This window comes from Streptomyces marincola, assembly GCF_020410765.1.
GTDB classification, from domain to species: Bacteria; Actinomycetota; Actinomycetes; order Streptomycetales; family Streptomycetaceae; genus Streptomyces; species Streptomyces marincola.
Map to the genome: position 1 here is coordinate 1,549,896 of NZ_CP084541.1, position 23,205 is coordinate 1,573,100.

20 protein-coding genes, 2 tRNA genes and 1 riboswitch are annotated in these 23,205 nt (G+C 76.6%); of the genes, 12 read left to right on the forward strand and 10 right to left on the reverse strand.

The features are described 5' to 3' along the window. The first annotated feature begins 223 nt into the window (after window positions 1-223). Window positions 224-364: riboswitch (cobalamin riboswitch) on the forward strand. A gap of 126 nt (window positions 365-490) precedes the next feature. The 5 genes from LC193_RS06570 to LC193_RS06590 are packed head-to-tail and all read left to right on the forward strand — an operon-like array spanning window position 491 to window position 6,537. Beyond that, window positions 491-1,936, forward strand: coding sequence for a prenyltransferase/squalene oxidase repeat-containing protein (locus LC193_RS06570; protein ID WP_226072476.1), 1,446 nt, complete (start codon window positions 491-493; stop codon window positions 1,934-1,936). Next, window positions 1,933-2,685, forward strand: coding sequence for an SCO2322 family protein (locus tag LC193_RS06575; RefSeq protein WP_226072478.1), 753 nt, complete (start codon window positions 1,933-1,935; stop codon window positions 2,683-2,685). The genes LC193_RS06570 and LC193_RS06575 overlap by 4 nt, the downstream gene beginning before the upstream one ends. A gap of 17 nt (window positions 2,686-2,702) precedes the next feature. Beyond that, window positions 2,703-3,869: a CbiQ family ECF transporter T component gene (locus LC193_RS06580; protein ID WP_226072480.1), complete on the forward strand. Its 1,167-nt coding sequence runs from the start codon at window positions 2,703-2,705 to the stop codon at window positions 3,867-3,869. Beyond that, window positions 3,866-5,548, forward strand: coding sequence for an ABC transporter ATP-binding protein (locus tag LC193_RS06585; RefSeq protein WP_226072483.1), 1,683 nt, complete (start codon window positions 3,866-3,868; stop codon window positions 5,546-5,548). Before LC193_RS06580 ends, LC193_RS06585 begins: the two co-directional genes overlap by 4 nt. Beyond that, the gene (locus LC193_RS06590; RefSeq protein WP_404819359.1) at window positions 5,545-6,537 is read left to right on the forward strand and encodes an ECF transporter S component; all 993 of its coding nucleotides are present in this window, start codon (window positions 5,545-5,547) and stop codon (window positions 6,535-6,537) included. Before LC193_RS06585 ends, LC193_RS06590 begins: the two co-directional genes overlap by 4 nt. Before the next feature lie 10 nt (window positions 6,538-6,547). On the opposite strand, the gene LC193_RS06595 is transcribed toward LC193_RS06590, so the two are convergent. Next, complete coding sequence (locus LC193_RS06595; protein WP_226072488.1) at window positions 6,548-7,504, reverse strand: peptidoglycan-binding domain-containing protein; 957 nt, start codon at window positions 7,502-7,504, stop codon at window positions 6,548-6,550. Between the two features lie 526 nt (window positions 7,505-8,030). On the opposite strand from LC193_RS06595, the gene LC193_RS06600 reads away from it, so the two are divergent. After that, window positions 8,031-8,720, forward strand: a complete 690-nt coding sequence (locus tag LC193_RS06600) for an HAD-IA family hydrolase (RefSeq protein WP_226072492.1) — start codon at window positions 8,031-8,033, stop codon at window positions 8,718-8,720. Between the two features lie 132 nt (window positions 8,721-8,852). Here the strand turns inward: LC193_RS06600 and LC193_RS06605 are convergent, their stop codons facing one another. Next, on the reverse strand, window positions 8,853-9,422 hold the full coding sequence (locus LC193_RS06605; protein ID WP_226072494.1) for a superoxide dismutase family protein: 570 nt from the start codon (window positions 9,420-9,422) through the stop codon (window positions 8,853-8,855). A 200-nt stretch (window positions 9,423-9,622) separates the two neighbouring features. On the opposite strand from LC193_RS06605, the gene LC193_RS06610 reads away from it, so the two are divergent. Together LC193_RS06610 and LC193_RS06615 are read left to right on the forward strand one after the other, a co-directional pair. Then, window positions 9,623-10,282 (forward strand): DedA family protein, encoded by a 660-nt coding sequence (locus LC193_RS06610; protein ID WP_226072497.1) that lies wholly within the window; start codon window positions 9,623-9,625, stop codon window positions 10,280-10,282. Between the two features lie 386 nt (window positions 10,283-10,668). Further along, window positions 10,669-11,271: a response regulator transcription factor gene (locus LC193_RS06615; RefSeq protein WP_226072500.1), complete on the forward strand. Its 603-nt coding sequence runs from the start codon at window positions 10,669-10,671 to the stop codon at window positions 11,269-11,271. Here LC193_RS06615 and LC193_RS06620 read toward each other — a convergent pair. The 6 genes from LC193_RS06620 to LC193_RS06645 all read right to left on the reverse strand — a co-directional run bounded on the left by LC193_RS06620 (window position 11,158) and on the right by LC193_RS06645 (window position 19,115). Then, window positions 11,158-13,083 carry an ATP-binding cassette domain-containing protein gene (locus LC193_RS06620; RefSeq protein ID WP_226072502.1) on the reverse strand — a complete coding sequence of 642 codons (1,926 nt, stop codon included), beginning with the start codon at window positions 13,081-13,083 and terminating at the stop codon, window positions 11,158-11,160. The genes LC193_RS06615 and LC193_RS06620 overlap by 114 nt on opposite strands. After that, entirely contained in the window at window positions 13,076-14,845 is a 1,770-nt protein-coding gene (locus LC193_RS06625; RefSeq protein ID WP_226072504.1) for an ABC transporter transmembrane domain-containing protein, read from the reverse strand. Before LC193_RS06625 ends, LC193_RS06620 begins: the two co-directional genes overlap by 8 nt. Before the next feature lie 90 nt (window positions 14,846-14,935). Beyond that, the gene (locus LC193_RS06630) at window positions 14,936-15,067 is read right to left on the reverse strand and encodes a SapB/AmfS family lanthipeptide (RefSeq protein ID WP_226072506.1); all 132 of its coding nucleotides are present in this window, start codon (window positions 15,065-15,067) and stop codon (window positions 14,936-14,938) included. 72 nt (window positions 15,068-15,139) lie between these two features. Beyond that, complete coding sequence (lanKC, locus tag LC193_RS06635; protein WP_226072508.1) at window positions 15,140-17,791, reverse strand: class III lanthionine synthetase LanKC; 2,652 nt, start codon at window positions 17,789-17,791, stop codon at window positions 15,140-15,142. Window positions 17,792-17,891: 100 nt separating this feature from the next. After that, window positions 17,892-18,692, reverse strand: coding sequence for an SAM-dependent methyltransferase (locus LC193_RS06640; RefSeq protein WP_226072510.1), 801 nt, complete (start codon window positions 18,690-18,692; stop codon window positions 17,892-17,894). Window positions 18,693-19,041: 349 nt separating this feature from the next. Then, window positions 19,042-19,115, reverse strand: a tRNA-Met gene (locus LC193_RS06645). 177 nt (window positions 19,116-19,292) lie between these two features. Between LC193_RS06645 and LC193_RS06650 the strand changes: the two genes are divergently transcribed. From LC193_RS06650 to LC193_RS06660, 3 genes are all read left to right on the forward strand, one after another. Then, on the forward strand, window positions 19,293-19,829 hold the full coding sequence (locus LC193_RS06650) for a GNAT family N-acetyltransferase (protein ID WP_226072512.1): 537 nt from the start codon (window positions 19,293-19,295) through the stop codon (window positions 19,827-19,829). A 281-nt stretch (window positions 19,830-20,110) separates the two neighbouring features. Continuing rightward, window positions 20,111-20,377 carry a hypothetical protein gene (locus LC193_RS06655; protein WP_226072514.1) on the forward strand — a complete coding sequence of 89 codons (267 nt, stop codon included), beginning with the start codon at window positions 20,111-20,113 and terminating at the stop codon, window positions 20,375-20,377. Next, a complete protein-coding gene (locus LC193_RS06660; RefSeq protein WP_226072515.1) occupies window positions 20,374-20,820 on the forward strand; it encodes a hypothetical protein in 447 nt (148 codons plus the stop codon). The genes LC193_RS06655 and LC193_RS06660 overlap by 4 nt, the downstream gene beginning before the upstream one ends. Window positions 20,821-20,998: 178 nt before the next feature. Here LC193_RS06660 and LC193_RS06665 read toward each other — a convergent pair. Further along, window positions 20,999-21,070 (reverse strand) — tRNA-Val (locus LC193_RS06665). A 133-nt stretch (window positions 21,071-21,203) separates the two neighbouring features. Between LC193_RS06665 and LC193_RS06670 the strand changes: the two genes are divergently transcribed. After that, on the forward strand, window positions 21,204-22,571 hold the full coding sequence (locus LC193_RS06670; RefSeq protein WP_404819521.1) for a hypothetical protein: 1,368 nt from the start codon (window positions 21,204-21,206) through the stop codon (window positions 22,569-22,571). Here LC193_RS06670 and LC193_RS06675 read toward each other — a convergent pair. Next, window positions 22,568-23,140 carry a TetR/AcrR family transcriptional regulator gene (locus LC193_RS06675; RefSeq protein ID WP_226072517.1) on the reverse strand — a complete coding sequence of 191 codons (573 nt, stop codon included), beginning with the start codon at window positions 23,138-23,140 and terminating at the stop codon, window positions 22,568-22,570. The two genes, LC193_RS06670 and LC193_RS06675, sit on opposite strands and share 4 nt — an antisense overlap. Window positions 23,141-23,205: the final 65 nt, after the last annotated feature.

The following is a 23,205-nucleotide window of genomic DNA, read 5'->3' on the forward strand; positions in this document are numbered from 1 at the left end:
AGCACCGCTTCCGCGCCCGCCGTCCGGCCGAGCCGGGCACCACGCCGCCGAGCCGGCCGCCGACGGCGCGCTCGGGCGGGGGCACCGGCCCGGTCGCCGGCCGCCCGCTCCTCGCTGAGGCGCTCGGTCACGCCGCGCACGAACGTGGCCCCGCACGCCGTGGGGTCCTGGAGGCCGCGGGGCGCCAGGCAGTGCGGAAGCGGGCCGCGACCGGAGGGGGCGCATCGAGGGGGCACTAGTATGTCTTTTTCAGTCAGCCGCGAACGGGAGAAGCCGGTGCGAATCCGGCGCTGACCCGCAACCGTGAGCGAGGGCCGCGTCCCGGCCCCGCGAGCCGGAGCACCACGTGCGCGGCGCACTGGCCTTCGGCCCCCGCGCGCGGGGGCCGGCACCGTCGAGGAGTACGGCGTTCGGCCCGGTGCCCCGCCGCGCGTGCCGCGCCGTGGCGGGGCACGCGCGGCGGGGCGCCGTCGCACCGAAAGGCAACAGCGTGTCCCTGCCACACCACTCGCGCCGCACCCCGCGGCGCCGGGTCCTCTCGCGCCCGCTGCGCCGCGGCGCGGCCGTGCTGGCCGGCGCGGCGCTCGCCCTGGGCGTCCCCGGGCCGCTCGCGCACGCCGAGTCCCCCGCGGCCGCGCCGCCGGAGGACCTGTTCGGCGACGGCGACCCGCAGTACGACGGGGTGTGGCGGCAGTCCGTCGCCCTGCTCGCGCAGGACACCGCCGGCTACACCCCGGCGGCCGGCGCCGTCGCCTGGCTGACCGGGCAGCAGTGCGCCGACGGCGCGTTCCAGTCCTACCGCGCGGACCCGGGGCGGCCCTGCGAGGACGTGACCGCCGCCGACACCAACGCGACCGCGCTCGCGGCGCAGGCGCTGACGGCGCTCGACGGGCACGAGGACGAGGCCCACGCGGCGCTCGACTGGCTGGCAGGCGTGCAGAACGAGGACGGCGGCTGGAGTTACAACCCGGGCGGCCCCTCGGACGCCAACTCGACCGCCCTGGTCGTCGGCGCCTTCGCCGCGGCCGGGCGCGAGCCGGGCGAGGTGCGGCGCGAGGGGAACTCGCCGTACGACGCGCTCGCCGCGTTCCAGCTGGGCTGCGACGCGCCGTTGGACGACCAGCGCGGCGCGTACGCGTGGCAGCCCGACCCCGAGAGCGGCGACCTGTACGCGAGCGACCTGGCGACGGTCGACGCGGTGCTCGCGGCCCACGGCGCCGGCCTGCTGGTGAGCCAGGAGGTGCCGGAGACCCCCGTGCGCCCCCTGGACTGCGACGGCGGAACCGCGCGGGACGCGACCGGGGAAACGGACGCGCCCGACGACACCGCCGAGACCGACGGCACGGAGACCGAGGGCACCGAGGGCACCGGAGAGGAGGCCGCGGAGGGGGACGGCACGCCCGCGGACGGCGAGTCGCCCGGCGGCTCCGTCGCCCCCGAGGGGTACGAGGCGTCCGCGGCGGCGGGCGCCGCCTACCTGGTCGCGGCGCTCGACGAGGGCGGACGGCACCTGCGTTCGACCCCGGCGGGCGGCGAGGAGCAGCCCGACTACCTGGCCACCGCGCGCGCGGTGCTCGCGCTGGCCGCGGCCGGGCACGGCGAGGCCGCGACCGGCGCGCTGAACTGGCTCGGCGAGCACCACGGCCAGTGGCCCGACCTCGCCGGCAGCCCGACCGCGGTCGGCACCCTGATCATGGCGGCGCACGCCGTCGGCAGGTCGCCCGAGGACTTCGGCGGCACCGACCTGGTCGCCCGGCTGAACGAACTCGGCCCCGACCCGCACCAGGCCCCGGGCGGCAGCGGCACGGAGGCGGGCGAGGACGACGGCGGCGGCGTGCCGGTGGCGCTCGTCCTCGGCACCGGGCTCGCCGTCGGGGTGGCCATCGGGGTGACCGCCGTCCTGCTGCGGGGCCGCGCGAAGGCCGGCCGGGCATGAGGCCGGGCGCCGCGCGGCGGCGCGGGCGGGCCGTGCCCCGCGCCGCGGGCCGGGCGGCCGTGCTGTGCGGTCTGCTGCTGGCCGGCGCGGGCCTCGCCCCGGGCGCGGCGGCGGATGACGGCCGGTACCGGTACTGGTCGTTCTGGACCTGGGACGCGGCCGGGGAGCAGTGGTCCTACGCGACGCAGGGCCCCGGCACGCTGCGCCCGGGCGACGGCGACGTGCTCGGCTTCCGGTTCGCCGAGAGCGGCGGCAGCGCGGACACCTCCGCGCCGCGCGCGGCCGGTGACTTCGCCGGCCTGTGCGGAACGGCGGCCGACGGGGGCGCGGACACGGCGGCCGACGGGGGCGCGGACGCCGGGGGTGAACGGGTCGCGCTGGTCATCGACTTCGGCACCGCGCGGGACGCGCCCGACGGCGCGCCCCCGCCCGCCGCGCGCACCGAGTGCGCCCCGCTGCCCGAGGGCGCCACGGCCGCCGAGGTCCTGGCCGAGGTCGCGGAACCGCTGCGCTACGACGCGGGCGCCCTGCTGTGCGCCATCGCCGGCTACCCGGCCCGCGGCTGCGCCGACGAGGTCGGCGACGAGGCGGGCGGCACGGCGGCGGAGTCCGGCGACGCGGACGCCACCGGCGGCGACACGGACGGCGGAGGGGCCGGCGGCTCGGCCCTCGCCGTACTGGTGGGCGCCGGCGCCGTCGCCGCGCTGGCCACGGCCGCCGTGGTCCGGGCCCGCCGCCGCGAGTCCTGACCGGCCGGGTGCGAACGGTGAGGACGGCACCCGGCCCGCGGCCGCGCCTGGCCGCGCCGTACGCGACGCGCGGCAACGCCCTGCACGCGGGCGCGTGGTGGCTGTGGGCGCTGGGCCTGGCCGCGGCGGCCTCGCGCACCACCAACCCGCTGCTGCTCGCGCTGATCGTGGCCGTCGCCGGCTACGTGGTGGCCGCGCGCCGCACGGACGCGCCGTGGGCGCGCGCCTTCGGTTTCTTCCTGCTGCTCGGCGCGTTCGTGGTGGCGCTCCGCGTGCTGTTCGCGGTGCTGCTCGGCTCCCCGATCGGGGGCACGCGCGTGCTGTTCACACTGCCCGAGGTGCCGCTGCCCGGCTGGCTCGAAGGGGTGCGGCTCGGCGGCCGGGTGACGGCGGAGGCGGTGATGTTCGCGTTCCGCGACGGGCTGCGGCTGGCGACGCTCCTGATCTGCCTGGGCGCGGCGAACGCCCTGGCGAACCCGGCCCGCCTGCTGAAGTCGCTGCCCGCCGCCCTCTACGAGGTGGGGGTCGCGGTCGTGGTGGCCATGACGTTCGCGCCGCAACTGGTCACCGACCTGCTGCGGCTGCGCGCCGCGCGGCGGCTGCGCGGCCGGCGCGACCGGGGCCCCGCCGCCCTGCTGAGCGTCGCGCGGCCGGTGCTCGAAGGGGCGCTCGAACGTTCCGTGGCGCTCGCCGCGGCCATGGACGCGCGGGGCTACGGGCGCACGGCCGATGTGCCGCGCGCCGTGCGGCGCGTCACCGCGGCCCTGACGCTCGGCGGGCTGCTCGGGGTGTGCGCGGGCAGCTACGGGCTGCTGGCCGCCGAGGGGGCGGCGTTCGGGCTGCCGCTGCTCGCCTGCGGCGTGGCCGCCGCCCTCGGCGGACTGCTGCTCGGCGGGCGGCGCAGCGCGCGCACCAGGTACCGGCCGGACCGGTTCGGCGTGCGGGCGTGGCTCGTGGCCGGTTCAGGGGCCGCGACGGCCGTCCTGCTGGCCGTCGCGGCGGCGTCCGCTCCCGCGGCGCTCGACCCGCCGGCCGTTCCGCTGGCCGCGCCCGCGTTCCCCCTCGGCGCGGCGGCGGCCGTGCTGATCGGGCTGCTGCCCGCCGTCGTCGCCCCGCGCCCGGGCGGCGCGCGTTCCGACACCGCGCGTCCCGCCGCGCCGCGCGCCGAGGAGGATTCGGCATGATCCGTTTCGACGAGGTCTCCGTCCGGTACGGCGAGGAGGAGGAACCGGCGCTGGGACCGCTCGACCTGACCGTGCCCGAGGGCGAGTTGTGCCTGGTCGTCGGCCCTTCCGGGGTCGGCAAGTCGACCCTGCTGAACGCGGTGTCGGGGCTCGTGCCGCACTTCACCGGGGGCACGCTGCGCGGCCGGGTGACCGTCGCGGGCCGCGACACGCGCGAGCACAGGCCGCGCGACCTGGCCGACGTGGTGGGCACGGTCGGCCAGGACCCGCTGGCCCACTTCGTCACCGACACGGTCGAGGACGAACTCGCCTACGGCATGGAATCCCTCGGCCTGCCCCGGGACACGATGCGGCGCCGGGTGGAGGAGACGCTGGACCTGCTCGGGCTCGCCGGGCTGCGCGACCGGCCGATCGCCACGCTCTCCGGCGGGCAGCAGCAGCGCGTCGCGATCGGCTCCGTCCTCACCGCGCACCCGCGCGTCCTGGTGCTCGACGAGCCGACCTCGGCGCTCGACCCGGCCGCCGCCGAGGAGGTGCTCGCGGTGCTCCAGCGCCTCGTGCACGACCTGGGCACCACGGTGCTGATGGCCGAGCACCGGCTGGAGCGCGTCGTGCAGTACGCCGACCGCATCGTGCTGCTGCCGGGTCCCGGCCAGGCCGCCGTGCCCGGCGAACCGGCCGCCGTCATGGCGCGTTCCCCCGTGCACCCCCCGGTGGTCGCCCTGGGGCGGCTGGCCGGCTGGGACCCGCTGCCGCTGTCCGTGCGGGACGCGCGGCGCCGGGCCGCCGGGCTGCGCGAGCGCCTGGCCACGGCGCCCGTCCCGGACTCCCCCGCCTCCGCCGCCTCGGAGGAACGCTCCGGGGCGCGCGGGCCGCTGCTGACCGCGCGCCGTCTCGGGGTGCGCCGGGGGCGCGCGGAGGTGCTGCGCGGTGTCGGGCTCACGCTGGGCCGCGGCGAGACCGTGGCGCTCATGGGCCGCAACGGCGCGGGCAAGTCCACGCTGCTGCGGACCCTGGTCGGCATGCACGCGCCGGCCGCCGGGTCCGTCGAACTGGCCGGGCGCACCGGACGGGACGGGCAGTTGGAGCCGTCGCCTGTGGTCCCGCACCGGACGCCGCCGGGGCGCCTGCTGCGGCACGTGGGTCTGGTCCCGCAGGACCCGCGGGACCTGCTGTTCACGGAGTCCGTCGCGGCGGAGTGCGCCGCCGCCGACGCGGACGCGGGGGCGCAGCCCGGCACGTGCCGCGCCCTGCTGACGCGGCTGCTGCCCGGCGTGCGGGATGCGGCGCACCCGCGCGACCTGTCCGAGGGGCAGCGGCTGGCGCTAGCGCTCGCCGTCGTGCTGGCCGCGGCCCCGCCCCTGCTGCTGCTCGACGAGCCGACGCGCGGCCTCGACTACGCGGCCAAGGCCAGGCTGGTGACCTGCCTGCGGGAACTGGCGGACGAGGGGCACTGCGTCCTGCTCGCCACGCACGACGTGGAACTCGCCGCGGAACTCGCCGCGCGCACCGTGGTGCTGGCGGACGGCGAGGTCGTCGCGGACGGGCCGACGGCCGAGGTCGTGACGGCCTCGCCCGCGTTCGCCCCGCAGGTGGCCAAGGTGCTGGCGCCGGCGCCGTGGCTGACCGTCGCCCAGGTGCGGGCGGGGCTCGACCGGCCGACGGACGGTGGCGCGTGAGGGAACAGCGCGCGCCCCGGCGTGCTTCCGCAACACGGGAACGCCCCGGCGCCCCGGCGCGGGAGCGGCGCGCCGCCCCCGTGCGCCTCGGTCCGCGTTCCGCCGCGGCGCTCGTCCTGGTCTCGGCGGCCGGGGTCGTGGCGTTCGGCTGGCCGCTGCTCGCGGACTCCGCCTCGGGGCTCGCGCACTCGGCGGACGCGCCCTGGCTGTTCGCGCTGCTGCTGCCGCTGCTGCTCGCCGTCGTGGTCGCCACGATCGCGGACACCGGCCTGGACGCCAAGGCCGTCGCGATGCTCGGCGTGCTGGCCGCCGCGGGGGCCGCGCTGCGCCCGCTGGGCGCGGGCACGGCGGGGCTCCAGCCGATGTTCTTCCTGATGGTGCTCTCCGGCCGGGTGCTGGGGCCCGGGTTCGGGTTCGTGCTCGGCGGGGTGTCGATGTTCGCCTCCGCGCTCCTGACCGGGGGCGTCGGCCCGTGGCTGCCGTTCCAGATGCTGTCGATGGGCTGGCTGACCATGGGCGCCGGGCTGCTTCCCGGCGCGCACCGGCTGCGCGGGCGGGCCGAACTCGCCCTGCTCGCCGGCTACGGCGCGCTGGCGTCGCTCGCCTACGGACTCGTGATGAACCTCCAGGGCTGGCCCTACCTTGCGGGCATGAGCAGCGGCATCTCCTTCGTGCCCGGCGACCCGCTGCCGGACAACCTGGCCCGCTACGCCGCCTACGTGGCCACCACCTCGCTCGGCTGGGACGTGCCGCGCGCGCTGCTGACCGTCGTGCTGATCCTGCTGTGCGGCGGCAGCGTGCTGCGGGCGCTGCGCCGTGCGACGCGGCGGGCGGCCTTCGAGGTACCGGCGCGCTTCGAGGCGCCGGGGCCTTCCGAGGCGCCGGGGCCCGGCGAGCCCACGGCGGGTGACGAGGCGTCGGGGCATGAGGGTGCGTCGAGGCACGAGGGCGCGCAGGGGCCCGGCGAGGCGCCGGCGCACCCGGCGTGAACGCGGTCGCTCACAGCCGCGTGTGCTGCTCCAGCGCACGCCGGGTCTGGGGGCCGTACAGCCCTTCCGGATCGCCCCGCACCCCGTAGGCGACCTGGAAACGGGCCACGGCCGCGGCCGTCTGCTCGTCGTAGCGGCCGTGCGCCTCCCCGTGGTAGAGCCAGTTCAACTGGAGGAGGCGCCGCTGGAGTTCGGCCACCTCCGGGCCCTCGTCGCCTGCGCCGAGCACGGGCCCGGCGCCCGCAGGCGGCTCCGAGGGCGCGGGCGGCTCAGGGGTGGCCGGGGTCTCGGGGCCGGGGGCCGGCGGCGCGTCGGGCGTGGGCTCGGGATCGACCGGGTCGGGCTCCGGCCTGTCGGCGGACGGCGGCTCGGACGGCTCCTCGTCCGGGGGCGCGGACTCGGTCCGCTCGGAATCCGCCGTCCCCTCCCCGCCCTCCGGCTCCGAACGCTCGGGGTCGGCGGGCCCCGGGCCCGGCGCGGCGTCGGCGCCCTCGCGGTCGGGCGCCGGTGGCGGCGGCGGGTCGGGGCGGGCGTCCCCGCCGTCGGGCTGGGCCAGGCTCGGGCCGGCGCCGTCCGGTTCGTGGGCCTGCTCCTGCCGCCCCTGGCCGCTGAGGATCGAGGCGGCGAGCGCCGTGCAGCCGACCACGGCGGCCACCGCGCCACCGGCCGCCGTGGCGATGCGGGTGCGCCCGCGCGGCTTGCGGTGGGTGCCGGTGGGACGCTGCGGCACGGAAGGCGCGGGCCGGCTCCCGGGGGCGCGGGCGGCGCGCGGCGCGCCGGTCGGGACCTGCCGCCGGCCGGGCGCGGAGGCGTCCACGGGGAAGAGGGCGACGTCGGCGGGATCGGGGCCGTGCAGCGGGGGTTCGACGGGCCGGGAGAGCGAGTGGGTCCAGCATTCGCAGTCGGGTTCGCCGGTGGGCAGCACCGGTCGGCCGCAGATCAGGCACTCGGACCGGTCGATCGTCACACTGCCCCCCTCCCGATCGATTGGCAGCGATTATGCACCACCCGTACGGGGGATGGCGGGGGTCGCACGGGGGCGGTTCCGGGCTCGCGCGCGCATCGTTCCCTGGGCCATCAGGCGTGCGGCGCGGGCGGGCGGAACGGCCCCGTGCCGCGGTCGCGGTTCCGGTCGGCGGCACGCCCCGTGACCTGCGGAAAGCCGGTGCGGGGCCGCGGCGCGGAGCCGGCCGGGCCCGAGCGCGGGGCCACCTCGGCGGGCCGGGCGGCGCGCGCCGGGCGACGCGGGGGCCGCCGGGCCAGGGAGCGTGAATGGCGGCCGAACTTCCGGCGACGGTTGCCCACCGGACGAGGGAGGGGGTGGCGCGACGGGCCCCTCGTTTTGTACCGTAGTAAAACAAAGTGGTTCCGCCCGCCTCCCCGACCGTGACGGGCGGGGCCACTGGCTTCCTCCTGTCCCGCACCGACACCCGCACACCGCGCCACCGCCCGCCCCGGCCCCGGCCTTCCCTCCCGATCTGGAGCCCGCCACGATGTCGCCCCTCACGCTGACGGCCCGCGCACTCCTCCTCGACATGGACGGCACCCTGGTCAACTCGGACGCGGCCGTGGAACGCGTCTGGCGGACCTGGGCCGAGATGCGGGACGTCGACCCGGTCCGGGTCTTCGCGATCATGCACGGCCGGCAGGCGCGCGCCACGATGGCGGACCTGCTGCCCGAGCGGCCGGTCGAGGAGCACGAGGCCGACGCGGCCTGGCTGCTGGCCCGGGAGACCGCCGACACCGAGGGCGTCGTCCCGATCCCCGGCGCCGGCGCGTTCCTCGACGCGATCGAGCACGCGCCCCACGCGCTGGTCACCTCGGCGGACTCCGGGCTGGCGCGGGCCCGGATGTCGGCCGCGGGGCTGCGGATGCCCGAGGTCCGGATCACGGCCGAGTCGGTCAGCGCGAGCAAGCCGGACCCGGAGGGTTTCCTGAAGGGCGCGGCCGAACTCGGCATCGCCCCGGCCGACTGCCTCGTCTTCGAGGACTCGGCGGCCGGCATCGAGGCGGCGCGCGCCGCCGGGATGCGCGTGATCGGCGTCGGCCTCCGGGCCGCGTCGCTCGCGCCGACCGCCTACGCGGCCACGTTGGAGAACGTGCGGGTCGAGGCCGCGCCGCGCCCGCGCCCCGAGGGCTTCCCCCCGTCCGACGGCCTGATCCGCCTCACCGTCAGGCCCTGAACCGCCGGAATCCGCACGGCCGGCACCCTGTGGGCTCCTGAACGCGCCGGAGCGGTGCGCCGGCCGGGCCCTCTCCCGGCCGGCGGACCGCTCCGGCGGCGGCGCGCGGCGCGCCGCCCGGGACGCGCCCGCTCAGGCCGCGGGCACTCCCGCGAACGGGATGGAGAAGCACGCCACGCGAGCCCCGGCGTCACCGGGCGGGTGCTCGTCGTGCCCCTCGGACGTGCCCCGTTCGTGCAGCACGAGCGAACCCGCCTCGCCCGCGCGGAACAGCCAGTTCTTGTGGACCTCGGCCTGCCCCACGCCGCGCTCGTCGACCGTGAAGTCCAGCCACACCTCGCTGTCCTCGTCCACGACGCCCTGCTCGTTCTGGTAGTGGCCGCCCGCGTCGGCCGGGTCGGCGCCGCAGGGCTCGGTGTGCACGTGGGTGCCGTAGGTGTGGCCGGGGTCGAGGCCGAGCGTGGCGATGTCGATGAGCATGGAGTTGCCCCTGATGCCCTGCGCCACGTGGATCTCGGACCCGGCGGGCACCAGTTCCTCGTTGTAGGTCACCGCCTTGGGCACCGCGCCGGCGCCCGCCCCCAGCGGCGCGAACCGCCCGGCGTCGTACAGCAGGACGTCGTCCTGCCCGGCGGCCACCGAGCTGCCCGCCGTCGCGAGCACCGCCGTCATGGCAACCGCGCCCGTCGCCAGAATCTTCATCGTTCTCCTTCGTGGTGATTGCCTTTCCCTGGGTTCACCCTGCACAGTGCAGACTTCGGGAAGCCCGCCCACACGCACCCGCGTGCACCGCGCGGAGGACCCGGGCGTACGCTGTACGGCGGAACCATCGCCGTGCAAGAGCGCGTCATATCGAACACGCACTCGCATCAGGCATTTCGGACGGGGAATCGGGGACCACCGTGCAGGAGACCTTGGGGATACTGCTGTACGCCCCGTGGATCTACGTGATCGTCGCGGCCTCGATCCTGCTCGACGTCTTCGTGCCGTTCCTGCCCAGCGGTGTGCTCGTCGTCACCGCGGCCACCGCCGCCGCGGGCACCGCCGCGGACGTCGCGGGCCTGCCGACCCCCGGCCCCGACCAGGCCCTGCCCCACCTGCTCCTGCTGGTGCTGTGCGCCACGACGGCGTCCGTCGTCGGCGACCTGCTCGCCCACCGCCTCGCGCTGCGCGGCGGGCGCAGGTTCGACAGCGCCATCGCCCGTTCGCGGCGGCTGGACGCGGCGCAGCAGCGCCTCGCGACGGCGCTGCGCGGCCGGGGCGGCGGCCCCCTCGTCGTGCTGGCGAGGTTCGCGCCCGCAGGGCGCGCCGTGGTCAGCCTGGGCGCCGGAGTGGCGCGCCGCCGCACCCGCGAGTACCTGCCCTGGTCGGCGCTCGCCGCCGTGGTGTGGACCGGGTACAGCGTCGGCGTCGGCTACCTGGGCGGACACCTGCTCGGCGTCAGCTGGCTCAGCACCGGCCTGTCCCTGATCGCGCTCATCGGGGCCGGTTTCGTGGCCGCCAGGCTGCTGCGCCCCTCCCCCGCGGCCGAGACCCCGGCCGCGGTGCCGCAGGCCCCCTGACGGCCCACGTCTCCCGAACGACACACGCCTCCCGAACGACGCGCACCCCTCGTTCGCACATCCATCCGTCCGCACGCACACGCGTTCGCGATGCGTTTCCGTAATTCCCGGAAGTGGCCGACTCCGGCCCCGGAACGCGACTCTCCGGTACCCGCGAAAACTACGCGGAAAATCCTCCGTTACCACCCCTGTTGTGTTTTCGCGGGCGGAACTGAAAACTGCCCGAAATGCGGCAAGAATGAATTCCGCTGTGCGCCCCTGTGCGCCCCGCGTGCTTCCCGCACGCGCGGACGCGGGTTCACTTTCCGGGGGCCTGGGGACACGGATATGAGGAAACTAAGGGGTCGGGGGGCGAGTCCGAGTCTTTGCCCGAGGAGGCACCATCCGTGATCCGGTTACTGTTCGTGCACGATGACACCCTGCTGCGCTGCGGTTTGACCTCGCTGCTGGGCGCGGAGGTGGACATCGAGATTTCCTCCCTTTCCTGGGAGGCACTGACCAGGGCGGAGCCGCCGCCACCGGGCACGGTACGGCTCGCGGACGTGACCTGCCCCGGGTTCGCCCGGTACGCGGACGAAACGGTTCGGCAGACGGGTGCCGAGGACGAGCACGGCCTGGTCGTCCTGGCACCGGCGGGCAGACCCGGGCTGCTGACCCGGGCGTTCGAGGCGCGCGCCCTCGGCTACGTCAGCAAGGAGGCCCCGCCGCAGCGCCTGCTCGACGCCATACGCGCGGTGGCCAAAGGGGGCCGTTACGTCGACGACGCGCTCGCCTACGACTTCCTCAGCGCGTCCCGCATGCCCCTGACCCCCCGCGAGCTGCGGGTCCTCGCCCTCGCCGCGGACGGCGCGCCGGTGCCGGAGATCGCCGGCGAGTTATGGCTCGCGGAGGGCACGGTGCGCAACTACCTGGCCGCCGTCATCCGCAAGACCGGGGCCCGCAACCGCGTCGACGCCATCCGCATCGCCAGGAGCGCGGGCTGGGTCTGACCAGCCCGCGGCCAGGTCGCGGAAGAGGGCGGATCGATCGAGCAGTTCGCGCGGGGTCCCGCTGTGCGCCTCGGCGCCGTCGAGCACCAGCACGCGGTCCGCGCGGCGGGCCGAGCTGATCCGGTGCGCGATCACGACGAGCGTGCCGCCGGGACGGGCGGCGAAGGCCCGCTCCGCCCCCGCCTCCGCGGCCGGATCGAGGTGGCACGTGGCCTCGTCGAGCAGCGCCACGGGCGCCGGGGAGAGGAAGGCCCTGGTCAGCGCGAGCAGTTGCCGCTCCCCCGCGGACAGCGCGGCCGGGTCGACCTGCCCGGCCGGGCCGCCGAGCCGGTCGAGCAGGTCGCCCGCGCCCACCGCCTCGGCCGCCGCGGTCAGCGCGGCGGCCGGCGGGGGCGCGGCGCGCAGGTAGGAGAGGTTGTCGGCGACGCTGCCGCGGAACACGTACGCCTCCTGCGGGATCAGGACGCGCAGCGCGGCCAGTTCCGCTGCCGTGCGTCCGGCCACCGGCCGCCCGCACAGCGCGACCCGGCCGGCGCGCGGCGCGAGCAGGCCGGCGGCCAGCGCGGCGAGCGTCGACTTCCCCGCGCCGCTCGGCCCGACGACGGCCAGGTGCCCGCCGGGTGGCACGGCCAGGTCGAGGCCGTCGAGCACGGGGTCGGCCCGGCCGCCGTAGGCGAACGTCACACCGCGCAGCTCCACGGCCGGCCGCCGGCGCGCCGCGCCCACCCCCGGCGCGCGCGCCTCCCGCGCGGGCGCCGGTCCGGCCCGTTCCGCCGGCGCAGACCCGGACGGCTCCACCACCGACCCGGACGGCTCCACCGCCGCCCCGGCCCGTTCCCGCGCCGACTCGGCGGGCGGGCCCTGCGGCGGCAGCGGGTCGGTGCGCAGCCGGGCGATCACCACGGCGAGCCGGGTGCCGGCGCTGCCGACACCGCCGAGCAGCGCCTGCAACGCGGGCAGCAGGGCCTGCGTGACGAACGTGAGCGCGCCGAGCAGGCCCCCCGGCGTCACGCCGTTGCGCAGCAACCAGGGGCCGAGGAACAGCAGCAGCAGGACCGGCAGTTGACCGCCGATACCCAGGGCGACCACGCGCACGGCCCCCCAGCGGCCGAGCGCGAGCGCGGCGGCCAGCTCCGCGTCGACGCGCGCGCCGACGGCCGCCTCGGCCCGGCCCCGCACGCCCGCGGCCGTGATGTCCCGCAGCCCCCCGGCCGTCTCGCCGAACGCGTCGGCCAGCGCCTCGTCCGCGACCAGCACCGCGCGCTGCCGCCTGGCCAGCGGGCGCAGCGACCAGGCGAACAGGGCGAGCGCGAGCAGCAGCGGGCCGAGCACGACGGGCAGCAGCACGGGCGCGAGCGAGGCGAGCCCGGCCAGCGAGCCCGCGAGCGTGCACACGAACATCTGGAGCACGAGTACGAGTCCGGCGAAGCTGTCCCTGGCGATCTCGACCTGGTGCGTCAGCCGGGACACGTCCGCGGTGCCGCTCTCCGGCCGCCCGGCGCGCACGGCGCGGTGCAGCCCGCGCGCGACGACCTCGCGCACCAGGCCGTCGCGCAGCGGCTCGGCGAGCGCCCCCACGGCGCGGTGCACGCGCGCGGTGCCGAACGCGCCGGCCAGCACGCCGCCGCCGGCCGCCGCCAGCCAGGCCAGGCCGACGCCGGTGCGCCCGGCGAGGAACCCGTCGTCCAGGGCGCGCGCCAGGCCGTAGCCGAGGAGGAACGTCTGCGCGGCCGGCAGCAGGCCCCACGCGGCGAGGACGGCCAGGGGGCGGCGGTTGCGCCGCAGGTACCGGAACACCGCGTGGTCACGCACCGGCCGCACCTCCCGCCCTCGCCTCGCTCGTCCCGGCGGCCTCGCCGCGCGCGGGCTCGTCGGCCGCCCACAGCGCCCGGTAGTCGGCGCGGGCCCACAGCTCGCCGTGCGGCGCCAGCGCGCGGACGCGGCCCTCGTCGAGCCAGGCCACGAGGTCGGCGCGGGCGGCGGAGCCTGCCCTGTGGGCCACGACCAGGCGGGTGCGGGCCGCGGTGTGCGCGGCGAGGGCGCGGGCCACGTGCAGTTCTGTGACCGTGTCGAGGCTCGATGTGGCGTCGTCGAGGATCAGCAGCCGACCGCCGCGGGCGAACGCCCGTGCCAGGCCGAGCCGTTGCAGTTCGCCGCCGGACAGGGGAACGCCGTCGCAGCGGGTCGCGTACCCCGCGGGGAGGGTGCGGATGAAGCCGTCGGCGCGGGCCGCCCGCGCCGCCGCCGCGACGCGTTCCGGCGGCGGCGCGGGGCCGGGCCCGAGGCCGATGGTGGCGGCGACGGTCGGGGCCAGCGTGCCGCCGAGCAGCGCGGGGCGTTCGAACGCGTAGCCGACTTCCGCGCGCAGCGCGTCGGGCGCCAGGTCGGTGACGGGCACGCCGTCGATGAGCACCCGTCCTGCGTCGGGCTCGGCCAGGCCGCCGGCGAGCGCGGCGAGCAGCGACTTGCCGGCCCCCGAGCGGCCGACGAGGGCGACGGTGCTGCCGCCCGGCACCACCAGGTCGAGCCCGCGCAGCACCTCCCGCCCGCCGCGCCGCGCGCTCACGCCCCGGAACTCGACCCGCCCAGGGCCGCCGGGCGGCAGCGCCGCGCCGCCGTGGCGCTGCGGCGGCACGGCCAGCACCTCGCCGACGCGCACGGCGGCGGCGCGGGCGCGCACCAGGCGGTTGAGGTGGCCGACGAACAGTCCGACGCCGCCGGCGAGCGCGGCGTACCTGGCCGCCGCGAGCAGGCCGCCGACGGTCAGGTCGCCGACGGCGAGCAGCAGCCCGCCGGTGGCGACCACGGCCAGCTGGAGCAGCGGCGTGAGCGCGGCGGCCCGGCCCGTGGCGCGGGCGTTGACCCGCCACATCCGCAGGCCGTGCTCGCCGAGCCGGGGCAGCGGGTCGAGCACGCGGCGCCGTTCCGCCTCCTCGGTGCCCGCGGCGGCGATCGTCCTGGCCCCGCGCAGCGCGTCCACCAGGCGGCCCGCGATGTCAGCCTGGGCGCGCTGGTAGCCGGCGAACGCGTCGCCCGCCGACCGCGCGAACGCCCGCAGCAGCAGGGCGAGCAGCGGCAGTCCCGCGAGGAAGACCAGCGCGAGCCGCGCGTCGGTCACGGCCAGGGCGACGATCGCGCCCAGCGGGGTCGCGGCGGCGGCGAAGGCCGCGGCCAGGGCGGCGGGCGCGGCGCCCGCGTGGACGGCGTTCCCCGTGGCCCGGGCGACCAGGTCGCCCTCGGGAAAACGGGCCGCGGCCCCCGGGCCCGCCGCCAGCAGGTGCCGCAGCAGCCGGCCGCGCAGCCAGGCGGCGCCGTGCGCGTCGGCGCCGGCGGTGAGCACGGTGGTGAGCACGCCGACGAGGACCTGCGCGATGACCAGGCCCGCGGTCAGCAGGGCCGGGCCGCCGGCGGCGTCCCCCTCGGCCAGCAGCGCGTCGAGGGCGCGGCCGAGCGCGGTGGGCAGCGCGAGCGCCACGCCCGCGGCGGCGAGGGACAGCGCGAACAGCACGGCCATGCGGCCGGCGCCCTGCCGGGCCGTGGCGCGCAGGGTCGGGTCCAGAAGGTGCGTCGGCATGGCGCTTCGCTGCTCCTTCGCGGGAACGGGCGCGGCCCCGCGCTGCTGCGCGGGGCCGCGGTGTCCGCCGGGATGCCCCGGGCCTCGGACTCAGAGACAGAGGATGACGCTGTTGGAGCTGTGGGTGTCGCAGATCAGCAGGCTGAGGCTGCTGAGGTCGCCCTCGCCGCCGCCGCCGGTGGCAACCTCGGGCTCCATGCTCTGAAGGTCAAGAAGGGACATGGCGGTTCCTCTCTTCGAGAAGGTGAACGGGTCGTGCACGGGCGGCCCCGAGCGGGGCGCCCACGGCCTCCGTCAGGCGGACGGAGGCCGTGCCTTGGGGTGCCGCGGGTGCGGCAGGAACGGCAGGCGCGGCAGGCCGGCCGGGTCCCCCGGCCGGTGCAGCGCGGTGCCGAGGGCCAGCAGGCAGCCGGCGGTCCCGGTGCCGAGGTCCATCGACAGGCGCATCATCTGCTCTCCCGGGAAGGCGAGTTCGCCGTCGTAGGCCATCGCGTACCAGCCGAGCGCGTCGATCTGCGCGGCGAGGGCGGCCTCCGGCTCGGGCCCGGGGCGCCGACCGGGCGGCGCGGGCCTCGCGGCCGTGCGCGCCAGGTGCCAGATCATGCCGGCCCGGCCGCGGAACAGGCCGGGCTGCGCGTAGTACCGCAGCCGCGCGGCGGGCAGGATGTCCGCCGCGGCCCGGGCCAGGTCCTCCTCAGCGGGCAGTCCCGCCGATGAGGCCGCGGCCAGGTAGTCGTCCAGCACCGCCGCGATGCCGACACTGCCCTCGCCGAGGTAGGGCATGAGCCGGTCGCCCTCGTCGACCAGGAGCGCCCCGGAACGGTCCGCCCGGCAGTGCGCGAGGTCGCGCCGCAGCGCGGCGGCGGCCGTCGCGAGCAGCCGGACCTCGCCGGTCCGTTCGTACCGGCGCAGGAACAGCAGCGCCACCCCGGTGGCCCCGTGCAGCAGACCGGCCCTGCGGTGGCCGCGCGGCTCGGCGGGCCCGGCGACGTGCCGCGCGGCGAGTTCCGCGGCGCGGCCGGCGTGCACGGCGAGCGCGGGGTTCCCGGTGTCGGCGGCCAGGTCGTCCAGGACGAGCCCGATCCCGGCGAGGCCGCCGTGCAGGTGGGCGGGCAGCCGCTCCCAGCCCTCGCCGAGCGCGCGCGTCGCGAGGCCGAGCGCGGCCTCGGTGTGCCCGAGGCGGTGCAGGACGTGCACGACGCCGAACAGCCCGTCGTAGAGCCCGAGCGGGGTGTTGCGCGGCGGATCGGCCGCGCGGCGCAGCAGCCAGCGTTCGCCCTCGGGATGCCGCGGCGCGCCGGTCTCGGCCAGCGCGTACAGCACCCCGGCCGCGCCGTGCGCCAGGCCGAGCCCGCCGCCGGGCCCGAACTGCGCGATGTCGCCCGGGTAGAGCCGGTCCTCGCGTTCCGGGGTGGCCGAGGCCAGGATGGCGCGGGCCATCGAGGCGCGGGCCGCCGGCCAGTCGCCCGGCTCGGGCGGGGCGGCCGGGCGCTTGCGCGCGTTCCGGTCCTCGCGGCCCTCGATCTCGGCGACGGCCTCGTCGAAGAACGCGGCCGGCACGTCGGGGAACTCGCGGCGCGCCACCCGCGCCAGGTGCGCCGCCTTGTCCCGGTCGACGGCGAACAGCGTGGTCATCGGCAGGAACAGCGCGAGCCGCAGGCACGCGAGCGCGTAGCGGTCGACGGCGAACCCGGTGCGGTCGGCCGGGGCGATGAACCCCGGGTGCGCGACGACCTGCCGCGCGCCGTCCTCGGCCGGGGCCGCGGCCTCGAAGTCGAGCAGCGTCACGGAGGTCTCGTCGGGGGCGACCATGATGTTGTACATGTGCAGGTCGTTGAAGACCAGGCCGCGGCCGTGCAGGGCGGCGACGGCCCGCTCGACGTTGCGGTGCACCGCCAGCGCCCACCGGGTGTAGGAGGCGACCGCGTCCGGCGCCGGGTCCGTGGCGAGCAGCGGGTGGCGTTCGGCGAAGAACGCGTTGAGGGTGCGGCCCGGCACGTGGTCCATCACCAGGAACCGGTGCTCGCCGACGGTCAGCCAGTCCCGCACCCCGGGCGCCACGGCCAGCCCGGCCAGCCGGTCGAGCGCGGCCTTCTCCCGCTCAAGCCGGGTGACGGCGTCCGCGCCGTCCGCGGCGAGCCCGGCGTGCGGGCGCGCCTCCTTGAGCACCACCGCGTCGCCGGTGCGGGTGTCGGTGCCCCGGTAGACGCCGCCGCCGTTGGAGAAGTGCAGGGCGCTGTCGATGCGGTAGGGCAGTTCCGCGACGGTGACCTCGTTGCGGGCGGCGAGGTGCGGGGCGAGGAACGGGGGCAGCGTCACCCAGGCGGGGACGCCGAACGCGGGCCCCCTGCGGTCGGGGACGAGACGGCCCTCGGCGTTCTCGATGGCGGGGACCACCGCGCCCGTGCCGTCGTCGCAGTAGCGGGGAACGAAGCCGCCGTACCTGACGTACAGCGGGCCGCGTTCCCAGCGCAGGTCGGTGAGGATGTACGGGCCCGGCTCGCCCGCCAGTTGGTCCCCGAGATCCGTCAGGACGGTGCGCAGCGCGGCCTCGTCCGCCGGGTAGATCGTGACGAACTTGCCGCTCGAATGGCGGCCCGCGTATTTGGAGTTGCGCAGGAACAGCAGATGCGCCGAGGGCACGAATTTGAACGGGATGCGGCGCGGCACGCAATAGTCCCAGACTTTCGCCGCGGTCTTGTCGGCGTTGTCGAGGCAGGCGGACACGTGGATCTTCCAGCCCTGCGGCGGCGTGATGCCGTCCCGCGGCTGGAGATGCAGCCAGTCGCCGAAACGCTCGGAGAGCCAGCCCTGCGGCACCGGGCGCCGCGCCGTTTCGTACAGACCTTCCTGCCCGCTGCCCGCGGCGTCGCGCGAGGCGGCGCGTTCCGGCGCCTCGTAGAAATGCCGGTCCACCAGGCAGAAAACCTCGTACCGCTTGTCCATTGCCCTCCCTCGGGAAGTGACAATGAGGTTTCCACGGCGGAAGGCCGGTCAGACAGTCACCGGTGTCACGTCGGGGACGTGAAGAACGCACACGTTTCCCTCACAGGCGGCCGACACCGCCGTACCAGGACACGTCCTCGCAGGAGGGCCGCTCCGCCTCCGGCTCGGTGGCGCGCCACTCGGAGACGATCTGTATCCCGGGCTCGATCAGCTCAAGGCCGGTGAAGAACTCGCCGAACCGCTCCTTGCTCCGCAGCGTCAACGGCACGCCGTGCGAACGGTAGGCGGCCTGCACTCCCATCGCGGCCTGCGGGGAGATGTCGGCCGTGCCGTGCGAGAGCACGAAGTGGCTGCCGGGCGCGAGGACATCGGCGAGGGCGCGCACGATGCCGGCCGGGTCGTCCTCGTCCCTTATGAAGTGCAGCACCGCGACCGCCAGCACGCCGACCGGCTCGTCCGGGTCGATCTGCTCCCTGGTCCTGGGGTGGTGGAGGACCGCGAGGGGGTCGCGGATGTCGCCGTGCACCACGGTGGTCCGCTCGTTCTGCTCCAGCATGGCGCCGCCGAACGCCAGCACGATCGGGTCGTTGTCGACGTAGACGACGCGCGCCTCGGGGTCGGCCTCCTGGGCGACCTGGTGCACGTTCTCCGTGGTGGGCAGGCCGGGGCCGAGGTCGATGAACTGCCGGATGCCGACGTCCAGTACGAGGTGGCGCACGGCGCGCGCGATGAACTTGCGGTTCTCCTGCGCCGCGATGCGCAGCGTCGGCGCGGCGGCCAGCGCGTTCTCCGCGGCTTGGCTGTCCGCCGCGTAGTAGTCCCTGCCGCCCAGCAGGTAGTCGTACATCCGGGCCGAATGCGGTCGGTCGGTCCGGGGAACGACCGGCGAGTCACCGTTCACGGGCACGCCCCTCCATGCTGGTTGAACGCCGGATCAACGGCTCGAAGAATAGTGCGATTTGCGGTCGGTCGTCGATCTCGGCGCACGCCGCGCCCCGGCCGGAACCGGCGGCGCTCCCGCCGGCCGGTGGCCCCGGGGCGGCCCCGCCGAAGGGCAGTCGGGCAGAACCCATGGGAGATCAACTCCTCTCCCGGCACCTCGATCGCCCGAGCCCGCGGGCCGCGCCGTCGCGGCCTCCTGGAAGTCCCGCCAGTCTAGCGCGCGGACCCCTCGCCCCACGTGGGCCGAAGGGCCCCATTCACCCCAGCACGAAGGCCCCGGACCAGGGAAGATCCGGGGCCTTCTGTCGTAGCGGGGACAGGATTTGAACCTGCGACCTCTGGGTTATGAGCCCAGCGAGCTACCGAGCTGCTCCACCCCGCGTCGTGTGCACCACTCTACGCCATCCCCGGCCCCCCTCCGACCACACCACCCCCCGGCCCCGGCGCACCCCCCGCGCCGGGGGCGACCGGAGCCCGCCGCGCGCCGCGCTCGCGAGACCGCCGGCCGAGCCCGCGAAGCGCGACTCCCCGCCGCCCCGGGCCGGTAGGGTCACCGGACATGCGCCCGGTGAGCCGTACCAGCGAACGCCTCCTGCTGCGGGAGTTGACCGTTGACGACGTGGACGACGTCCACGCGATCTACGGCGACGCCACCGCGACGGAACACCTGTCCTTCGAACCGCGAAGCCGCGACCAGGTCGCCCACATCGTGGCCCGCTCGATGGTCTCCGCGTTCGCCACCCCACGTGAGGAGTACGCCCTGGCCGTGTGCGAACGCGCCGGCGCACGCCTCGTCGGGTACGCCCGGCTGGCGATGGACCCGCACGGGCAGCGGGCGGCGACCATCGGCTTCGCCCTGCGCCCCGACGTCTGGGGCGCGGGCTACGGCACCGAACTCGTCCGCGCCCTCGTGGCCCTCGGCTTCGAGGACCTGGGCCTGCACCGCCTCTGGGCCGCGAGAGCACCAGAGAACTCGGCCTCCCGAACCGTGCTCGACCGGGCCGGACTTGTCGAAGAGGGCCGCATCCGCCACCACGTCCACGTCCGGGGCGCCTGGCGCGACTCCGTCGTCCACGCGATCGTCAACGGCACCTGACGCACCGACCGCGCGAGCCCGGCCCACCGCCCGCAGAACCACGCGCGCCGTCCGGACAAACCCGGCCGGTCTCGGCGCCGAAACAGCGGCCCACCGCTGAGCGCCGCCCTTACAAGGCGGACGTCGGCGGTTGGGGACTCAGGGAAGCGGACGCTGCCCGCCGGTGCTCAGGTGCCTTCTGACCTGTACCGCTGAAGTCGCGCCAACGCTTCCTCCTTGGTCAGCGCGGACACGGTCTGCTCGGGCAGGACCCGGCCCGCCGGAGATGCCATACTCGAAGTATGGCTACCCGCAAGATCACCGTCTCCGTTCCGGAAGAGCTGGTGGAATCGATCAAGGAACGCGTTCACCCGCGTGGGGTCTCCGCCTACATCGCCGCCGCCGCCGCGCACCGGGACGCCATGGACCGGCTGCGCGAGTTGGCCGAACGGCTGGAGGAGGAGCACGGGGCCGTGACGGCGGACGAGGAACGAGAAGCGCACGCCCGCATCGCCGCCATCGACGACTGGCACGACGAGCAGCGCTCGCGGCCAGGCGGGGCCGCGTGAGCCGCACCGCCAGAGGAAGGCAGGACCACGCGCGCAAGCGTGTCTTCGTGTTCGACTCGAAGGCCCTTTCCGAGGCGGTTCGGGGTGGCCGGGAGGTGACCGCCCTGATCAAGACGGCTTCGCGACTCAACATTCCGGTCATCACTTCGGCGCTCACTACTGTGGCAGCGTGGGACCCCCGGGGAACATCGCGGCAGGCGCCCTGGCACTGGACGTTGTCCCGCGTCCGTGTCGTGCACACCGACGACCAAGTGATCGCCACGGCGCGCGAGATGCTCAGGGCAGCCGGCCTGCACGGGCACAAGTACGCCATCGACGCCGTCCTGGCGGCTGTGGCCGGACGGGAAGCCGCGCAAGGGGCTCAGGCGACCGTCTTCACCTCCGACACCGACGACATGAGCCGGCTCCTCGCGGGCCGCTCCGTGCGCGTCGAGAAGGTCTGATGCCCCGCGCCCCCCGGTTCGGCCGCCGCGCGTCGTGATCACCTTCGTCGCCGCCCGTCCCGCGGAAAGGCGTCTCGGACGGCCGCCCGCGTTCGGGGCGCGGGGCGAACGGGGACGAGGTGGACTTCATGGGGGCACCGGTGGCTTGGTTGGCCGAACGGTGGAACGAAAGGGCCGGTGGGTGCAGACGGGTTCGAACCGCCGACATCCGCCTTGTAAGGGCGGCGCTCTACCGCTGAGCTATGCACCCGGGAATCGGTCCCACAGCCTACACGGCCGCCCGGGCCGGGGCGGCAACGCCGGTCATCCCCCCGCTTCGCGGGGCTGATGGGAGAATGGGCGTGGGACGGAACGGTACGGGCACGGGGTACCGGAACACCGGCATGGCGATCCACCTGCGGGGAGTGGAACACGTGACAGCGACGCGCACCGCGAAACAGTTGGCCGCTCTCCTCCTGCTGCCGCCGCTGTCCCTGGCGGCCGTCGCGGCCACGCTGCCCGGCTCGTTCACCGGCGGCGGCACGCGGCGCTGGGGCCGGGGCCGGGTGGAGGACCTGCGGGCCGAGGCGCAGGAGGCGAAGGACGCCGCGGCGGCGGCGTTCTACGCGCTGGACACCGCGCAGCGCGACCTGCGGATCACCGTGGAGACGATCACCGCGGCCGACGACACCCGGGAGGCGGCGCGGGCGGCGGCGGAGTTCGCCGCGTTCGGCGAGCGGATCGACCGCGTCAGCCACGCGTACATCACCACCATGGACGCCCACGACCTGGACGGCGAGGGGCTGGACGCCGGCGCGGCCACCCGGGCGCGGCAGGAGCTGCGCGGCGCGCGCGACGAGCTGGACCGCACCCGGCGGGACCTCGAAGCGTTCGGGCAGTCCATCGGGCCGCTGCTTGAGCGGGCCGAGTCGCAGCTGGCGCAGGTCGCGCCCGCGGTCGAACGGGCCAGGCAGGCGCTGCGCGCGGCCACCGAGGCGCTGGACGCGGCGCGCGCCGCCGGCTTCGGCGCCGGGGACCTCGCCGCGTCGCTCGCCGCGCTCGGCCCCGAGTTGCGGCGGCTGAACGAAGGGGCGGGGCAGCACGGCGTCCAGCCGACGATCCGCCGCGCCGAGGACGTGCGGCGGCGGGCCGAGGCGGTCGCGGCGGACGCGGCGCGGCTGCCGCAGCGGGCGGCGGAGATCGACCGGCGGCTGTCCAGTCTGCGCACCCGTGCGGAGGCGATCGTGACGCGCGCCGGGAAGGTGGAGCCGGTGCTGAGCGAGTTGCGCCGCCGGTTCAGCATGGCGTGCTGGCAGGACCTCCAGCGGGTGCCCGAGCAGGCCGCGCAGTCGGTGCGGCAGGCGGAGCAGATCCTCGACGAGGCGCGGCGGGCCCGCGACGAGCAGCGTTTCGAGGACGCGACGACGCGGCTCACGACGGTGCACGCGCTGCTCGGCCGCACCGACGAGGCGGTGTCGGCGGCCGGGGAGCGGCTGCGCCGGCTGAACGAGGTGTCGTTCGACCCGCGCAAGGAGATCGACAGGACCCGGTTCGTGCTGCGGGACGCGCAGCGGCTGGCGATGGCGGGGCGTTCCGTGCCCGAGCCGCGGCACGCGCGACCGCTGGACGCGGCGGTGGAACGCCTCGACCGCGCCGTCGCCCGGCTGGAGAGCGGGGGGCGCCACCCCGACTACTGGGAGTTCCTGACCGAGATGGACGCGGTCCGCAGCGCGGTGGCCGCGGTGGTCGAGGAGATCAGGGCCGGTCGCTAGAGCGCGGCCTCCACCAGCGCCGTCGCGGCGATGTGCACGGCGGCTGCCGCGTCGTGCGCGCCCGCGATGGAGGTGGCGACGATCGCGCCCTCGTGGAGGCTGAGCAGCTGGGTGGCCAGGGTGGCCGCGCTCCTGGCCCCGGCCTCGGTGAGCAGGCGCAGGAACAGCTCGTGCAGCCACTGCTTCTCCGCCACGACCACCCGGCGCCCGGCGTGGTCGGGCTCGGGCAGCTCGGCGAAGGCGTTGACGGCGCTGCATCCGCGCTCGGACTCCGACACCCACTCGGGCAGCACGTCGAACGGCACGAGCACGCGGCGCACCGGGTCGTCCGGGGTGGCGTCGAGGCGGGCGGTGACCAGGTCGCGCCAGCGGCGGTCGCGGGTCTGGAGGTAGGCGACGACGAGGGCGTCCTTGGAACCGAAGCGGTTGTACAGGGTGCGCTTGGTGACGCCCGACTCGGCGGCGATGGTGTCGACCCCGACCGCGTGGATGCCCCGCTGGTAGAACAACTCGGACGCGACATCGAGAATCCGCCGGGCACCCGGCGTGAGCTGGTCGGCGTCGGTCATGCCGCATCACCTCTTGACTTCACAGATCTGTATAGTTACCGTGGACTCACACTTCACAGACCAGT

Coding starts and splice junctions, on each gene's coding strand:
- LC193_RS06675 (WP_226072517.1), bottom strand. CDS start 23,140: ATGACCGACGCCGACCAGCTCACGCCGGGTGCCCGGCGGATTCTCGAT.
- LC193_RS06575 (WP_226072478.1), top strand. CDS start 1,933: ATGAGGCCGGGCGCCGCGCGGCGGCGCGGGCGGGCCGTGCCCCGCGCC.
- LC193_RS06600 (WP_226072492.1), top strand. CDS start 8,031: ATGTCGCCCCTCACGCTGACGGCCCGCGCACTCCTCCTCGACATGGAC.
- LC193_RS06655 (WP_226072514.1), top strand. CDS start 20,111: ATGGCTACCCGCAAGATCACCGTCTCCGTTCCGGAAGAGCTGGTGGAA.
- LC193_RS06670 (WP_404819521.1), top strand. CDS start 21,204: ATGGCGATCCACCTGCGGGGAGTGGAACACGTGACAGCGACGCGCACC.
- LC193_RS06625 (WP_226072504.1), bottom strand. CDS start 14,845: ATGCCGACGCACCTTCTGGACCCGACCCTGCGCGCCACGGCCCGGCAG.
- LC193_RS06585 (WP_226072483.1), top strand. CDS start 3,866: ATGATCCGTTTCGACGAGGTCTCCGTCCGGTACGGCGAGGAGGAGGAA.
- LC193_RS06650 (WP_226072512.1), top strand. CDS start 19,293: ATGCGCCCGGTGAGCCGTACCAGCGAACGCCTCCTGCTGCGGGAGTTG.
- lanKC (WP_226072508.1), bottom strand. CDS start 17,791: ATGGACAAGCGGTACGAGGTTTTCTGCCTGGTGGACCGGCATTTCTAC.
- LC193_RS06630 (WP_226072506.1), bottom strand. CDS start 15,067: ATGTCCCTTCTTGACCTTCAGAGCATGGAGCCCGAGGTTGCCACCGGC.
- LC193_RS06605 (WP_226072494.1), bottom strand. CDS start 9,422: ATGAAGATTCTGGCGACGGGCGCGGTTGCCATGACGGCGGTGCTCGCG.